We start from the raw sequence: 15,046 nt of genomic DNA, 5'->3' as shown, positions 1-15,046 counted from the left end.
CCAATAAACCGTCCAATCGGTTCGCCGAACCGGCCTACAATTCCGGCTGGCAAGGTTAAAACAACCAGCACCAGAACCACACCATAAATAAACCCATGTAGTCCCGATGCTGCGCCGCCCAGCCAACCACGTACCAATTCGGTAATGGGGACAACCAGCAAGGTACCAGCAAGGGGTCCGGCTACAGTTCCCAGACCGCCGATCAGAGCAAACATGGCAATTTGGATAGAAAATGCTAGAGAAAACATCGATGAAGGTTCTAGAAACGTTGTATAGGTCGCGTGAAATGAGCCAATCATTGAGGTCAATCCACTAGAGAGAGCGACGGCATATATCTTCATTTTAACCGGGTTGATCCCTAAAGCCATGGCAGCATCCTCGCGCTCCCGAACGGCAATGAGAAAATACCCGAACCTGGATCTTTTGATCGCATAAGATATCAACATCAGCAGGACAAGAAAACCAAATGCAATTAACAGATAAGGAAACTTCTCCCTGAAAATCATCCAACCCCATCCGATTTTCAGTGGCACAACAAGTCCCGAGGCTCCTCCAGTTAAACCACTCTGATGGATTGCCATCAGCCGAAAAACTTCCAGAAAGGCAATAGTTCCCAAGGCAAAAAAGGGACCCCTTAAGCGAAAGCAGGGATAGCTGATAGCGACTCCTACTGTTGCGGCGAAAACGGCTCCTGCAATCATTCCCAACCAAGGGGACAGTCCGAAATGACTCATCAGCAAGACCGCAGTATAGCCACCAATTCCGTAAAAAGTTGCGTGGCCGAGAGACAATTGGCCGGCATATCCGCCAACAATGTTCCACGCAGTGGCAAGGGCACCATATAGACATATAGTAACGAAAACGTGATAAATGAAAGGCGAACCGACCGAGACCGGGATTAACAAGAGCAACGACATCCCAGCGATGCTCATATATATTCTGGGCTCACAAATCCATCTCATGCTGTAAGTCTCCAATCTCAAGCAATAATTATTGAAACGACTCAACACAAACAAGAAAGCTGCGGGTCGGTCTGTTACTCTGAATCTTTCCCCAAACCGAACAAGCCAGTTGGTCGAAAAATCAGTATCGCTATAAAGATTGCGAAATAAACGACCTCTTTGAGATCCGGGGCAATGTAGTAACCGCTCATGGAGTCGATAACTCCAATGATCATGGCTCCGGTAAAAGCGCCAAAAATACTCCCCATTCCGCCAAGGACAACAATAACGAATGCTGTCAGAACGAAGTAGGTTCCGATGGTTGGAAAAACAGTATATATCGGCATAACCAAAGCAGCTGCGAGCGCAACACAGGCAGAACCTATGCCGAAAGTCATGATGTAAACTCTGTTAACATTTATCCCCATCAATGGAGCGGCATAACGATTTTGTGAAGTTGCCCGAATTGCCTTGCCGAAATATGTTCTCGACAGGAAAAAGTGCAGTAAAATTACCAAAACTATCGAGGTTACAAACATAACGATATTGGCAATTAGAATACTGATATCGCCAATAAAGAGAGAGCGCCTTAAAGCCGGAGCACTGACGGAAAACATGTTCGCCCCAAAAACTAGCAAAGCCAAATTCATTAGCGCTGTTGACAACCCGACAGTCGCAAAAATTTGAATCTCCGGATCAGAATTCAACAGGGGTTGTATGATAAAGCGCTGAATCGCCATACCGGCGATAAAAAGGATGACGATTGCTGGCCCGGCAGCAACATATGGATGCATTCCCATATGCTTGGTAAACAGATAAACAAGATACATTGCCACCATCAGCAACTCGCCATGAGCAAAGTTTACAACCCGAATCACGCCGAAGATGAGTGTAAGCCCAATACTGATGATGGCATACATACCGCCAAGCAGGAGGCCGTTTATGAGGAGCTGTATAAAGATATCCATTGCTCGTCCCGATCAAAAAAATTGCTGGGAGAGAAAACTTCTCTCCCAGCAAAAGCCCTGTAGCCTTACTTGCTCTGACCTATACCTGTTTTCATTTCGGCAACGGCAGCTTCAGGAGGGTACACGGTAACCAGATCGCCACCTTGCCACTGCATCAGGAAGACCTTAGCGCGGGTGTTTTGGCCATCCTCGCCGAATTTCGCCCCCCAACCGGTTGGGGTCGTCCCAGGCTCAACATCAACCTTCATAACGGCGGCACGGATAGCATCCTTGTCCATGGACCCTGCGCTATCGATTGCATCGAAGAAGATTCTAGCGCCGAAATAATTGGCCAAGCTGTGTCCTGAACGGGGAGACTCACCGTACTTCTTACGATACATTTCGGGATAAGTGTCAATCCCCGGAGCCGCCTTTGGATTAGTTCTATATTGGGTAAAATCGACATTGAGGGCCCCCTCAATGTTTTCTGCGCCGAGGGCCTCAACTGTATCTCTCATCGAGTAGCCGCCGCCTGCGCCTATGGCAGCCTTAGGCATATAACGAGCTTCTTTTGCCTGACGGAAGAACAGCACCGTATCGTTCTGGTAGGAAGTTTGCAGAACGATGTCAGCCTTCGCACCTCTTAGCCTTAGTATTAACGATGACAAATCTACGGAGTTGGCTGCGTAGGGCAAAACTTCGACAACATTGAGTCCCTTTTCTTTAGCGCGGGTTGCCTGAAACCCACCGACCGTAGTGCCATACAAACTATCCTCGTGTATGATGGCAACTCTCAGGTCCTTGGGGTTAACCCCAAGAGCAGGGGCTATTGCATCAATGATGGCATCAACTGAAGCTACTGCAAACCCTCTGGATGTAGGGTTTGAGCGAAAAACATATTTAAATCCTCGTTCAGTGATCGGATCTGAAATTGCTCCAAGCTCAAAATATGGGACTCCTGCGAGCTCGGCCACCTGGCTGGCGGCAAAAGCGAGTGACGATGAATAGGTTCCAAAAATAGCTTCGACCTGATTAACTGAAATAAGGCGCCTTGCCTCTCCGATCGCAGCGTTCGAATCTACAGCATCACCTTTATAAATTTGGATCTGCTTGCCATGAATGCCCCCTGCGGCGTTTCTCTCTTCAACTGCCAGTTCCAATCCACGGAAACTCTCCTCGCCAAGAACAACAAGACCGCCGCTGAACGGATAAAGAGCACCTATCCTGATGTTGTTAGCCCAAGCACTCACCACAGTCAGGGTCGTGAGCAAAAGGGCAACCCCGAAACAAAGCCCGACACGACCCAACAAACCTACACTCTCTCTCTTTCTTGCCGACTGAGACATACGACGCTCCTTTTCTAATAGAGGTTAACTAACAAAGGCATTCACTATTTGACCGGAGAACGCCAATATCAAATTCCTGCTCAATGCCAAACCATTTGGTAAACTATTATGTATTATCGTTATGTCAACATATCATATGATGAATTTTTAAAAAAAGTAATACAACAATGTTTTATTGAAGTCAAACACTAAATCAAAAACTTATAAAAAGATGGGCAAGCATGCCCAAAATTGTCTTATCAACAATGTTCAAGAGACGAGTAAATCTAGGATAGCCAAAAAACCACAAAGAGCAAAAAGCCCGCATAAAGGTGGATCATATTTCTAAAAAACGAAGTTCTGAACTGGATTCAGAACAGGCAAAACTGAATGTGCAAGAAGATATATTTTTGTAGAAATGACGAACCGGAAAGAAATCCTAGCTCCATCTGGGTAGCGAAAAAAAAACAAACACCTTCATATCTAATCTACAAGAGATTTTTTTGAAATAATATAATTATAGCAAAAAACACTATATTCATCTGACAACCAAATCATGATATAAAGTCAATAAATTATTAAGCCTTGGGGGTATTAAACATGAATCTGTCAACCTCGAACACACATGTCAAGCGACCTCCCACACTGACCGATGAGGTCGCACGTATGCTCATCGAGGCTATTAAAGAAGGTAAGTACGAGCCTGGAGAGCGCCTTCCTACGGAAACGGCATTATGCGAGACATACGGGGTCAGTCGGCCTGTTCTTCGTGAAGCGATTTCACAGCTCAAGCAACAAGGGTTGGTCATTCCGCAACAGGGTCGCGGTGTTTTTGTGAGTGAAGAAGGCTTCAAGTCAACACTCAAGCTAGACATCCCAAACCTTAGAGACAAAAAGGAAGTTTTAAAAATTCTGGAGCTGTTGCTGGCTTTTGAGGTGTATTATACCGGATTGGCAGCGCAAAACAGAACGAAACAGCAACTTCTTCGGATGAGGAAGGCTTTGGACGACCTTAAATTTACCATATCAAATGGCCAACTAGGCAGTGAAGAAGATCTTTCTTTCCACGCTGAAATAGTTAATGCATCCAATAACCACTACTTTGTGTCTCTGGCCTCTTATCTTGAAGATAATATCCGTCACGCTATTCGGATTGCGCGAAAAAATACAGCCAGCTTTAAAAGCTTGGATATGGACGTTATTAATGAGCACGAAGCTATTTATGATGCCATTGAAAAAAAAAATGTAGACAAAGCTAAAGAAGCGGCAGAAAAACACCTCAAAAGCGCTGCAGCACGATTGATGCTAAAACGATAACGTATTAGTATGGCGAAGTAAAAACTATAATTTTTTTCATTTAATCGATTCCCTGATCTCCCCTAAATAGGGTAGCTTCAGGCTGTACAGCCCTGTTTCTCAGTGTAGTTTTTTTGCTTGGGTCAGCCAACTTTGTTATAGAACAGCGAGCATGGAAAGGGGGACACTGGGTAAAGAAAATCGGGCCAAAACGCTCAGGATTCCTCCTGCTCGTGAGCGGTTGCACCTGCTGTCAATTGATCATTGAAGTTCAAGAGAAATAAGGAATTCCAAATGGTTGTCGTCATCGTCAAATTCGCATTGCCAACTCCGATGTCCTTGGAGGAAGCCCGCCAGACGTTCCTCGCCAGTGCTCCTAATTATCGCAATCAACCCGGCTTGGTGCGCAAGCATTACCTGCTGTCCGAGGACGGCAAGACCGCAGGGGGGATTTACTGCTGGACCTCGCGAGAGGATGCGGAGGCTCTTTTCACCGACAGCTGGAAAGAGCTGGTCCGAGGGAAGTACGGCGCAGACCCTTGCCTGGTATATTTCGCTAACCCTGTTACGGTTGACAACCTCACGGGCGAAATCCAAGCCTGAATCGGCGCCTGCCGGGGGGCCGAGGGGTTTTTCCGGTAAGAAGCGCCAGGCGAACCGCCGACAGAAAGAAACAGTGCGGATACGCATAATTTCCCCCAACGCTCTCCGACTTCGGACAAGCATTCAACCATTGTCCTCTTTGGACTATAGTGTTCTTTCGTTTTGTCTTGCATTCAATTTGATGACATATCCCGTGTTCAACCCACTTTTCCTACATGTCCTCGGATTCGAGAATCGAGCTGGGAGAAAGCCGTATGAACCATGAAGTAACTTTGTCTTCAATGTTGACAGTTGACCTGTTTGAGGACTATATTCAGTCATGCCTGAGAAAGGGGGGCACACCATGAAACTTTCCAGTCAGATCAAGCCAATCAGCTATCTGAAGGCTCATGCTGCCGAAATCGTGCGGAATTTTGGCGAGCAACGAGAACCGCTCATCATCACTCAGAACGGCGAAGCCAAGGTCGTCATGCAGGATATCGAAAGCTATGAACAGACCCAGGAGACTATGGCGCTTTTGAAAATCTTGGCGCTTGGTAACCGACAAATCGAGGAAGGCAAGGTTCAGCCTGTGACCGACGTGATCAAACGTCTCCGCGAAGGACGGCAGGCCAGCTGATGCCGTTCAACGTTCTTTTGACCAATGACGCAACACGTGACCTTGAGGAGCTTTACGAATATATCTCTCTGCACGACGCGCCAGAGAAAGCGAACGATGTCCTAGACAAGATAGAAACAATCTTCACAGGCCTTTCTGAATTTCCAGAGAGAGGTACTTTTCCTAAGGAGTTGTTGGCACTTGGGATCCGCGATTACCGTGAGATTTTCTTCAAACCCTACCGCATCATCTACAGAGTTTTGAGTAAGAACGTCTATGTTTTTCTGATTGTCGATGGCCGCCGCGACATGCAATCCCTTTTGCAACGGCGGTTATTGGAAGCGTAAATTCTTCCTCTATGCCGCTGGCCCGACTTTTTAAATCCCATTTCCTTTGCCAAGGGTTACGACAACACATCCCTTGGTGCTATCCCAGAGGGGCCTGGATGAATACCGGCATTCTTCATCCCCTGCAACGCGTCCCAAATATGGTGCATTGCAGAAAAAGCGTTCAGTACGGAGAATGAGAGCTTTTTCTGTATGAAAGATGGTGATTTGTCGGACAAGCTGTTTCCCCATCAACGCTAAAACTGAAGTGTCGGAAAGTGTAAGTGCAAGTGTTGGCACCTACAGCCGCGGGAGGGGTTTCTGTTTTTTCACTTCACCATTCGAGCAACTTTTCTGAATCAGGTTGTTCCTTGTAGCCATGTATAAACACCCAATGTTTCTGATACTCTTCAGAAGGGGCCCCTTTCTCTAAGAGCATCAATAGCGTGTCTCTTTCGACAATAACTCTGGCGACACCAACCACATCCCGTGATCCCGGCGGGAGTTGTCCATAGTTGTTGAAAAATAGCACACTGATGAATTCCCATCTTCCAGCAAATTCACTATTCGCAAGGGCTTTTAACACTTTGGATGCGCCACTCAATTCAAGCTCAAGATCGCGCAAATATTCTCCGGAGACTCGCATCGCCTTCACTTCGACCGCCAACCCGTGTCCAAAGTTCACGCTCCAATAGGTGTACGCGCTGACTTCTCTGATCGGAATGTCAAGATGCGCGTCGTTCAATACAGGTGCTATCATCGGAGTCATGAAGCGTGGATTCGAGGAACAACCAACGATCAAGCAGGCTAACAGCATTGAGATGGACAGTGCTCGTTTCATGGATTTCTGCTCAATAGATGGTTAGCGAAATCGAGACCTTCTCTTTATATTTGAAATATATCAGGGAAATGTTCATCATGTTGCTCCGGTGATTAAATGTTAAAGGTCAGCACATCGATATGTCCCTGGTTATGGCGGCGCAGCAATTCAAGGGAGAGGAACCCCTGAAATTCCCCTTGAGAGTTCAAAATACTGGCACTCAACATCTAATCTTTAACTATGGAGACACCATGATGCTTTTCAGTCTGTTATGGGGAGGAAACCGCATTTCTCCAGAGTGCAATGTCAATCTAAACAAAGACAACGGCCACAGCAGAGGATTGCCTTGGCGCAGCTGGCACATGCTTATTGTCATCGCCATAATTTTCCTGACAACCGGTTGTGCGACACCGTCGCTTCAACCTACCGACCCCCAACTTCTCCTTAACTCCGACCTGCTTGGATTTGTTCGTAATGGTGTCACAACACGAGAAACAGTTGTAATGAGACTGGGAATTCCCTCTGCACAAATTGAGGGGGATAGGATCCTCATGTACCAGTTAAAAACCGATGAAAACGGAAAATTACATTTGGTTGCACCAAAATGGAATACCGCCTCCGGATTTAGAGCATGGAGTAAAGGAACAATGAGCCTTGTTCTGGTTTTTGGGGATAACGGTGTATTGCAACAACACAGCCTGGTAACGGCCCAATGAACTCATCTCATCTTGCAGCTAATCACCTGGACTTAATGCTCCAAGGATCGGTATTCAGCAGCAGAATACCAAAAGGGCGTAGTCGTTCCCGACATCTGATTATCACCTGTCTTATTAGTCTCTTTTTGACCGGATGCCTGGTTATTCCGACCCCCGAACATACCCTGCTGGAAGGCCGGGGACAAATCAATGAAGCCGACATGCTCTTTCTGGAGCTAGGCATGACCACTCGTGAAGAAATCCTGCTACGATTTGGTGAACCAGACTTGATCCTGAATCAGGACCGCATCATGATCTATCACTGGTCAGTCAGCCACGGATATTGGTTTGTTGGAGCCTATTATTCAGGGGCTGGAGGGCCCATCCCCAAAGACTACCTCTTTATGATTGAATTTGATGAGAATGGGGTGCTAAACCGTCTTGAAAAAATCGGCAGTTTCTTGAAAACAGCACAGGCCCAGATTGATCAATGGACTCCACCTGACATGACGAAGACAACCAGCCTGAATCGCGAGACTTTCTTCATCTCCCCCGCACCCGAGGCATCCAGGGTCGATCCACCCGTTAGTCCGGTTCGATTTCAAGTGGGAAAATTTAGTTACCTCAAAGACGATCCATCTTCACATGCCCTTATCGGTCATAAAACCGCAGCCTTCGGGGTAATCGTTGCCGATGTCATAACCTTTCGCCGACCCGTCGATTTGGTACGTTCAGCGGTAATTTCTCAGCTGGAAGCCGCAGGACATCATTTGGTCGACCAGGACGCTGAGGTCACTATCAGTGGTGACCTGACGGAATTCGGTGTGAGGACGGAATGGAACCCTGCAACGTGGAACGCCATCGGATCACTGGATGTCACCCTGACTGTACGTTCTTTGTCGTCTTCCGCGGATCAGCTTGCACGCCGTTATCAAGCGTACCAGGTAGTAAATACATTCTTCGGCCCTACCCTGAAGGACTTCGACCAAGTCATGAGTACCTGCCTTGAGGACATGCAGAAACAGATGGCTTCAGATACCGAATTCTTAAATCTCCGCGAAAAATAACTAACACAAAAAAAGGGACATGATGGCAATCAATTTTTAGAAATAACATCAAATCCTGTTTTTAATAATTTATTCACAGTGTTAAAAATACTGATGCTTAAGGATCCGCCCCTCCAGAGCAAAAAAAATAGTTGCTTCTGTGCTTACTTCCAATCACCTTAACTTTTTCCATCTTCTGGACAAATAAGAGAGTTGATCCCTTCGGCTAGAATGGTTCTTTTGGCTTCGACAAGAGCCTCTGAATCGGTATTAAATGTTTCGTTCCAGACTGATGAATTACCGTATTTGTCTTCGATCTCCAGAGTCCATGACGTCTCATTTTCTAGTCGGTATATTTCAACGCTCACCGTGTTGCCACCACTGGTGATGGGTTGAGATAACGGCGATTTTATGAGTTTTGGTTCCTCGTTCATTATCAATGACCTCGACATTTAGGAAATGCGTCCATTAACTTCCAAAAGATAACACAACAACTTCAAAACCTTCTCATAATTTATCTTACATTCAGATTCAGTGAAAAGCACCTCAGATGAACCATCATCTCACTTGGCCTGTTGCTTGAGAAATAAAAATTTCACCTATCGAAGCGTCGCATTTCGTTTAAGTCAAGTGGGCGGGTCACCATCTGCAGCTCACCTTTAACGTCTTTTGGCCACAGTTCACGCGGACGATCCCAGTATAATTCTAGGCCATTCCCATCAGGGTCACGAAGATAAAGTGCTTCACTGACGCCGTGATCGCTAGCACCATCAAGAACTATGGAAGCAGCTTCCAGACGTTTAAGAGCATCGGCAAGTGCCGCCTGTGTTGGGTATCGAAGCGCCACGTGGTAGAGCCCTGTAGTCCCCTGTGGGGGAGGCTCACCGCCTTCACTCTCCCAAGTATTCAAGCCCAAATGGTGATGATAATTTCCTGCGGCAACAAAGGCGGCTTCCTTTCCCAAGCGCTGCGTCAGCTTAAAACCCAGCACACCGCAATAAAAATTCAGTGAACGCTCCAAGTCCGCGACCTTAAGGTGAACATGGCCGATAATGACATCAGGGTCAATCGGAACAGTAGTCGTTGGTCGCTTGTCGTTATCGGTTGTAAATGCCATTTTGAGATCCCTTCTCCTGAGGTATCCAGCAAATGCCCGTGTGGGTCCATTATAATCAAGAAGAGCGCCATGAACAGGAACAGATTTCCCAGGAGAAGTTAAGATGACGGGTTGCCCTTTGGATTGCAATTAGAGTTAAAATGAGAGATGTCGTACCTCTGATAAATCTTTTCTGAAAGGAAGAATAATTATGTATACGCTTTACACCCTCCCAGGGAGCTGTTCGACCGGAATTGCAGTCTTGCTGGAAAGGCTCGGGGTTCACTACCAACTGATCAAGAGAAATGATGTTCCTGACTATCAGGAGATGGTTCCAACCAATCAGGTCCCTGCTTTAAAAACGGAAGAAGGACGGATTATTACTGAGGGGGCTGCTATCGCGCTTTATCTGCTTGAAAAGCATGACAATGACATGCTGCCAACAGATATCGAGGCCCGATCAGAATTTTATCAGTGGTTGCATTTTGATTATTCGACCTTGCACCCGGCCTACGGCAGAATGTTCGCCATTGCCTTCAAAATCAAACTCAGTGATGAGATTAAGGCAGAAACACTGCAACAGCTTGCAGATACCGTTTCCAGTTTGTGGGCGATTCTAGACAAGCGGCTCGAAACCAGGAAGTTTATTATGGGTGACAAACCGACCCATGTCGATTATATGGCAGCTGTATATTCCAGCTGGAATGCTGGTTTTGCTGAAACAAAAATTGAGCTGGGGGAAAACGTCAAACGTTTTATCGCCGATGTTGCGTCCCTGCCGGAATTTAAAGCCGCCTACGAAAAAGAGCAGATTGATTTCAAAAAAACTGTATAGAGTTCTGATGACGGCACAATGTCGATGCTCTCTATTCTTTTCACCAGCCAAATATCGACTGAGTAAGGACAGGGGACTGACCATGGCAAACTCGACTTTGCAGGACCGTGCAACGGGTGCCCTGATGGGCGCACTGATCGGAGATGCCCTAGCTCTTGGACCGCACTGGTACTACAACCTCGAAGAGCAAAGACGCGACTACGGTGAATGGATCAGCGATTATACCGATCCGCAACCAGATCGTTATCATGCTGGTTTGAAGGCCGGGCAACTCTCGCAGTCAGGCTATCTGCTAAAGATGATGATGCAATCTTTGGCCGATCAGGAAGAATACGACGAAACAGATTTCTGCCATCGACTGGAAACTGAACTGTTCCCTCAGCTCGACGGCACTCCGATGATCGGGCCCGGGGGGTACACCAGTCAATCGATCCGTGAAGCCTGGAGACGTCGTGTTCAGCAGAGGTTGCCCTGGAGCCAGACCGGCGGGCATGCCGACACCACCGAAGCAATCGAACGTACCCTGGCGATCGCGGTACGCTATGCAGTACAACCCGAGCAGCTTGCAGCAGCAATAACCAGCAACACTCTGTTGACTCAGGTCGATGACACGGTCGTTTCGATGACGGTCGCCTACGGAGTCGTACTGAGCCTGTTAGTACAGGGGCACAAACTGGATGCGGAGCTGTCAAATAAGCTGATGAGACTGGTTAAAAAAGGGCAGCTCCCCTTCCATGCGGTCACCAGTGACAATCTGCAACCGCCAAAGCCGGGCGATCCGGATCCGCCACGCGTCGGCCGTTTCGCTTCCCCCGATGCGCTGTTGTCTCCGTCTTACATGGCTGCCGCCGCCGTCGACCCGGAGATACGCATTGAGCCGGCCTGGAAGGTTTCAATTGTCTACGGTATGCCGTGCGCCATCTACCATCAACTGCCGGCAGCTTACTATCTGGCTGCCCGTTTTCAAAATGATTTCGAGTCGGCAGTGCTGCATGCGGTCAATGGTGGTGGACAGAATCAGGCCCGAGCTATTTTAACGGGGGCATTGACCGGTGCCCAAGTTGGTTGTTCGGCTATTCCGCAACGGTTATTGGATGGGTTGGAAAATTCGGAGCAACTCTCCGACCTGGCAAGCCGAATTGCTAATATGATTTGAGACCTCTGTTTCTTGGGCTGCAACTCCGCTGCTGAGAAAACCCGGGCGACTATTTTTGGGCTTACAGCAAATCTATTACCTGCGAGTATCGACTTGTCGAACGGTGATCGAGTGTGGTTATAGCTCATAAGCACTGACTTGGTGCGAACGTCTCGCAAGTTGCTTCATATTGACATCTGGAGCAGTAGGTGTTGTAGATCAGTTGTTACTGAAAACCCTGCATCATAAGAAAAGCCCACGATTTGGTATCCGTGGGCGCTTGCTGCTCTGTAGGGTGGTGGATCGGGAAGGGTAGCATAAAGTCGTCACGCTTCCCTTTGGCAACGTTACAGCTTCACTTACGGTTTAGTCGTCAAGCGCCCTATCGAGCTCGGCACGGCATAATCAATATTACGCCAATGGGAAGCGATATCAGGAAACACTGAGTTTGCATCCGATAGCCTCGACAACTTTTTTGATTGTATCAAATTTTGGCGAGCTGCCTGGAGTCAAAGCTTTGTACAAATTTTGACGGCTCAAATTGGTTTTACGGGAAATTTCGCTCATGCCTTGAGCTTTGGCAACATCACCAAGAGCACGCTGAAAGCCTTCGATGCCATTTTCTTCCAGCATGACTTGTATGTATTCTTGGATCATTTCTGGGTTATCTAAATATTCGCTTGCGTCAAATGGTTTTGTTTTTATAGTCATGATTCCTCCAAGAGCTCCTTGGCTTTTTCAATATCACTACCCTGACTTGATTTGTCGCCGCCACAGAGCAACAAAACGATGACATCTTCTCGGATAGTGTAGTAAAGCCGATATCCGGGACCGAAGAACAGCCGTGCTTCAAACAGGTTAGGGGCAATCGTTTTAATATCTCCCATATTGCCCTGCTCAAAACGGTATATTCGTGACAAAATGCGAGTGGCTGCGCTCTTGTCTTTGAGTTTGACCAGCCATGTGTCGAAGATCTCGGTCGTTTCAATGTGATAACGCATAAGCAAATTGTCGCATTAAAACGACATCAAGTCAACCACTGTGCTCAACACCACTGCGCTCACGCCACTTCCTTGGCATTTCTTGTTCACTTATAATGACTGAGGCACAAAAGCAAATCTTCGCCGGTTTTGGAGGTTTCGGCCTATCCAAGGGCACGACAGATGAAATTCAAAATTCCAAAGGAAAATTGTCCGACTTGTCTTCTATTACCAGAACATTCCGACCGGGTAGCTAGGCGGGATGTTCATGTGCTTAATCTCGTGAACAAAAAGAAGGTCGGACTAAGTCTGCTGATCCGCTGAGCCACAGGGATAGGCAAATTGTCAGGTTCGTTTTCTCAATAATTTTGAGTTGCTTGCAGGGAGAAAACAGAGAATGCCTGCCGGCAGTGATTTGATACAATGACAGGCATGAGCTAAGATTTTTAAATAATTACCTATTTGGTCAAATATAAACAGAAAAAATACCAGCAAGTGTCAGTTCTTATGGGATGAATAAAATCTAACATAGGAGCCAAGTATGAACATTTTTGATTTTGCCATCAAAATGGAAGTTGACGGTGAGGCTTTCTATCAAAAACTCTCAGAAGAGAGTCATGATCCCCGACTGAAGAAGAAAATATTTCTCCGCCTTTCACAGGACGAACAAAAACATAAAGATGTTTTTCTGAGTCTTAAAGGCGCCGACAAAGGCGTCATGATGCCATCAACCACCCTACTGGACGATGCCAAGACGATTTTTGATTCTTTTGTCTTATCAGGAGAGTCGTTCATACCGAAAACAGATTTGGGTGCCTATAAGCTTGCCCTGGATATGGAGACCAAGGGTAGCAAGTTTTATGGTGAGGATGCAGCCAATCAGAACGATCCCGAGACAAAAAAACTACTACTTAAAATTGCTGAAGAAGAGCATAAGCATTATATGATCCTGGAAAATTTGTAGACTTTGCTTTTGCTCCCCAACTGTACAAAGGCTGGAGTAGTAATATCCCCAGTGTGCAATAGAAGAAGTGAGGTCTGTTGTTGAGTAGATGTCAGCGCCTCAATAATGCCATAGGGGACTAAGCGACCCCACCCTGGATATTGCTGGTCAATTTTAGGTTGGCATTACTGAACCCTGATTTATCTTCAATGATCGGTTGTTGTATGGGCCACAAAAGAGAACGTCATATGTTCTTAGCAGCTGATATTTTTGATGGTCTGCCGCCGGAACGCATATTGTCTTTACTTAACTGGTGGGCATTTGCTAGTTTTCGAGCATAAGCGAAACAACAATTGCCGCAGTTTTGAAGCAAATTACTGAGGCAATAGATTCTGGGTCTTATGACTTGGCCCTATTGTATATCGACCAAGTCCCAGAGTTCGCCGACGTACCGATTGTCATCTCTTATCGTGCCTATTGCATGGCTCAAGGGCAGGGCCGAATTCTAGATGCTATTGCTTTATATCGCGATACTATCCAGCAGGATCCATATGACCCGCGACATTATTTGATTCTTGGGCGCCTGTTGTTATTGTCTGATCAGAAAACCCAAGCTATTAAAATTTTTCGAGCGGGCCTAAAGCATGGGCGAAATTCTGAAATTATTGAAGAGCTGAAAGAAATCGGCTTACGTAAGACACCGGTGTTTTACAATATTGAAAGGAGCCAGCCTCTCAATAGAATGCCTGATTAGCACTGATCTTCCTCTAGGTGTAGATTTCCATGCAATTGTCATTTTCAAGAGAGGCACCGAACCCGCAACCTATTGATCTTCCGTTGCTTAAATTCTGTATCGATTGCCAGCGGAAAATTGGTGCTAATCAGGTCAGGGATTGATAATAAGGACTCAGGTCCACGCTACTCGGTTTAGTAGAAGGAGGTCGCGTCTCATAAATCATCTTGCCTTATTTTGATGGTTGAAATTTGCCTGAATGGTTATTTCCCACAAACCCTGGCCTACGAGAAACGCCCTCGATCTGGTGACCGGGGGCGTTCCGTGTTCAACAAGCGCTGCATGACAAGAAGCAGCAACCAAAGAAAGGCCCCTTTTACGCTGGGGTTTTCTTGTTTTGCCATCAGGGCTGTTATCTTTTCTCGCGGGTATGCCATATTCGCAGCACGTAAACAATAGACTGCTGGATTTCGTAACGCATCTCATAGTGACCAACAAGAATTCGCCGGACCTCGCGTGGATCAAATTCGTCGAGCCGTTCTCCGATACGAGGATTTGTCAGAAATTTTACTGGCGCAGCCGTTAGTTTTTGTACTGTTCGTGCCGCAGCACGTTGGTCTACTGGCGTCAAAAAATCATAGAGTCGCGCCAAGTCGGATAGGGCTTTGCTTGTCCATTTTAATTCCATCAGCGAGGCACATCCATCGGTTTGTCTGTGTCAAGACTA

The 15,046-nt window shown here is 46.7% G+C and carries 19 protein-coding genes; 10 read left to right on the top strand and 9 right to left on the bottom strand.

The window, feature by feature from the left end:
• The 3 genes from AC6F7T_RS04150 to AC6F7T_RS04140 all read right to left on the bottom strand — a co-directional run.
• Positions 1-932: ABC transporter permease subunit (locus AC6F7T_RS04150; protein WP_500716733.1), on the bottom strand; the 932-nt coding region annotated here is incomplete at its 3' end.
• A gap of 104 nt (positions 933-1,036) precedes the next feature.
• Positions 1,037-1,909, bottom strand: a complete 873-nt coding sequence (locus tag AC6F7T_RS04145; RefSeq protein WP_500716732.1) for an ABC transporter permease subunit — start codon at positions 1,907-1,909, stop codon at positions 1,037-1,039.
• A gap of 65 nt (positions 1,910-1,974) precedes the next feature.
• Entirely contained in the window at positions 1,975-3,234 is a 1,260-nt protein-coding gene (locus AC6F7T_RS04140; protein ID WP_500716731.1) for an ABC transporter substrate-binding protein, read from the bottom strand.
• A gap of 579 nt (positions 3,235-3,813) precedes the next feature.
• Between AC6F7T_RS04140 and AC6F7T_RS04135 the strand changes: the two genes are divergently transcribed.
• The 4 genes from AC6F7T_RS04135 (at position 3,814) to AC6F7T_RS04120 (ending at position 6,057) form a co-directional block, all read left to right on the top strand.
• Complete coding sequence (locus tag AC6F7T_RS04135; RefSeq protein WP_500716730.1) at positions 3,814-4,530, top strand: GntR family transcriptional regulator; 717 nt, start codon at positions 3,814-3,816, stop codon at positions 4,528-4,530.
• A gap of 273 nt (positions 4,531-4,803) precedes the next feature.
• Positions 4,804-5,112: a YdhR family protein gene (locus tag AC6F7T_RS04130; protein ID WP_500716729.1), complete on the top strand. Its 309-nt coding sequence runs from the start codon at positions 4,804-4,806 to the stop codon at positions 5,110-5,112.
• 343 nt (positions 5,113-5,455) lie between these two features.
• Complete coding sequence (locus AC6F7T_RS04125; RefSeq protein WP_500716728.1) at positions 5,456-5,731, top strand: type II toxin-antitoxin system prevent-host-death family antitoxin; 276 nt, start codon at positions 5,456-5,458, stop codon at positions 5,729-5,731.
• Positions 5,731-6,057 (top strand): type II toxin-antitoxin system RelE/ParE family toxin, encoded by a 327-nt coding sequence (locus tag AC6F7T_RS04120; protein WP_500716727.1) that lies wholly within the window; start codon positions 5,731-5,733, stop codon positions 6,055-6,057. The genes AC6F7T_RS04125 and AC6F7T_RS04120 overlap by 1 nt, the downstream gene beginning before the upstream one ends.
• 313 nt (positions 6,058-6,370) lie before the next feature.
• Here the strand turns inward: AC6F7T_RS04120 and AC6F7T_RS04115 are convergent, their stop codons facing one another.
• Positions 6,371-6,877: a hypothetical protein gene (locus AC6F7T_RS04115; protein ID WP_500716726.1), complete on the bottom strand. Its 507-nt coding sequence runs from the start codon at positions 6,875-6,877 to the stop codon at positions 6,371-6,373.
• 230 nt (positions 6,878-7,107) lie between these two features.
• Here AC6F7T_RS04115 and AC6F7T_RS04110 point away from each other — a divergent pair, with 230 nt between their 5' ends.
• A complete protein-coding gene (locus AC6F7T_RS04110) occupies positions 7,108-7,572 on the top strand; it encodes a hypothetical protein (protein WP_500716725.1) in 465 nt (154 codons plus the stop codon).
• Between the two features lie 221 nt (positions 7,573-7,793).
• The gene (locus AC6F7T_RS04105) at positions 7,794-8,618 is read left to right on the top strand and encodes a YajG family lipoprotein (RefSeq protein ID WP_500716724.1); all 825 of its coding nucleotides are present in this window, start codon (positions 7,794-7,796) and stop codon (positions 8,616-8,618) included.
• Positions 8,619-8,776: 158 nt separating this feature from the next.
• Here AC6F7T_RS04105 and AC6F7T_RS04100 read toward each other — a convergent pair whose 3' ends face one another.
• Both AC6F7T_RS04100 and AC6F7T_RS04095 read right to left on the bottom strand, forming a co-directional pair.
• Positions 8,777-9,031, bottom strand: a complete 255-nt coding sequence (locus tag AC6F7T_RS04100; RefSeq protein ID WP_500716723.1) for a hypothetical protein — start codon at positions 9,029-9,031, stop codon at positions 8,777-8,779.
• A gap of 161 nt (positions 9,032-9,192) precedes the next feature.
• On the bottom strand, positions 9,193-9,714 hold the full coding sequence (locus tag AC6F7T_RS04095; RefSeq protein WP_500716722.1) for a VOC family protein: 522 nt from the start codon (positions 9,712-9,714) through the stop codon (positions 9,193-9,195).
• 190 nt (positions 9,715-9,904) lie between these two features.
• On the opposite strand from AC6F7T_RS04095, the gene AC6F7T_RS04090 reads away from it, so the two are divergent.
• Positions 9,905-10,528: a glutathione S-transferase N-terminal domain-containing protein gene (locus tag AC6F7T_RS04090; RefSeq protein ID WP_500716721.1), complete on the top strand. Its 624-nt coding sequence runs from the start codon at positions 9,905-9,907 to the stop codon at positions 10,526-10,528.
• Between the two features lie 82 nt (positions 10,529-10,610).
• On the top strand, positions 10,611-11,684 hold the full coding sequence (locus AC6F7T_RS04085; protein ID WP_500716720.1) for an ADP-ribosylglycohydrolase family protein: 1,074 nt from the start codon (positions 10,611-10,613) through the stop codon (positions 11,682-11,684).
• Positions 11,685-12,095: 411 nt separating this feature from the next.
• Here the strand turns inward: AC6F7T_RS04085 and AC6F7T_RS04080 are convergent, their stop codons facing one another.
• Together AC6F7T_RS04080 and AC6F7T_RS04075 are read right to left on the bottom strand one after the other, a co-directional pair.
• Positions 12,096-12,374: an addiction module antidote protein gene (locus AC6F7T_RS04080; RefSeq protein WP_500716719.1), complete on the bottom strand. Its 279-nt coding sequence runs from the start codon at positions 12,372-12,374 to the stop codon at positions 12,096-12,098.
• Complete coding sequence (locus tag AC6F7T_RS04075) at positions 12,371-12,664, bottom strand: type II toxin-antitoxin system RelE/ParE family toxin (protein WP_500716718.1); 294 nt, start codon at positions 12,662-12,664, stop codon at positions 12,371-12,373. The genes AC6F7T_RS04080 and AC6F7T_RS04075 overlap by 4 nt, the downstream gene beginning before the upstream one ends.
• Before the next feature lie 520 nt (positions 12,665-13,184).
• On the opposite strand from AC6F7T_RS04075, the gene AC6F7T_RS04070 reads away from it, so the two are divergent.
• Together AC6F7T_RS04070 and AC6F7T_RS04065 are read left to right on the top strand one after the other, a co-directional pair.
• The gene (locus AC6F7T_RS04070; RefSeq protein ID WP_500716717.1) at positions 13,185-13,607 is read left to right on the top strand and encodes a ferritin family protein; all 423 of its coding nucleotides are present in this window, start codon (positions 13,185-13,187) and stop codon (positions 13,605-13,607) included.
• A 385-nt stretch (positions 13,608-13,992) separates the two neighbouring features.
• Entirely contained in the window at positions 13,993-14,340 is a 348-nt protein-coding gene (locus tag AC6F7T_RS04065; protein ID WP_500716716.1) for a tetratricopeptide repeat protein, read from the top strand.
• Positions 14,341-14,731: 391 nt separating this feature from the next.
• Here the strand turns inward: AC6F7T_RS04065 and AC6F7T_RS04060 are convergent, their stop codons facing one another.
• A complete protein-coding gene (locus AC6F7T_RS04060; RefSeq protein ID WP_500716715.1) occupies positions 14,732-15,007 on the bottom strand; it encodes a type II toxin-antitoxin system RelE/ParE family toxin in 276 nt (91 codons plus the stop codon).
• Between the last annotated feature and the right edge of the window lie 39 nt (positions 15,008-15,046).

This window comes from Pelovirga sp. (assembly GCF_059864205.1).
This window is presented reverse-complemented; position numbering and strand designations above follow the sequence as displayed.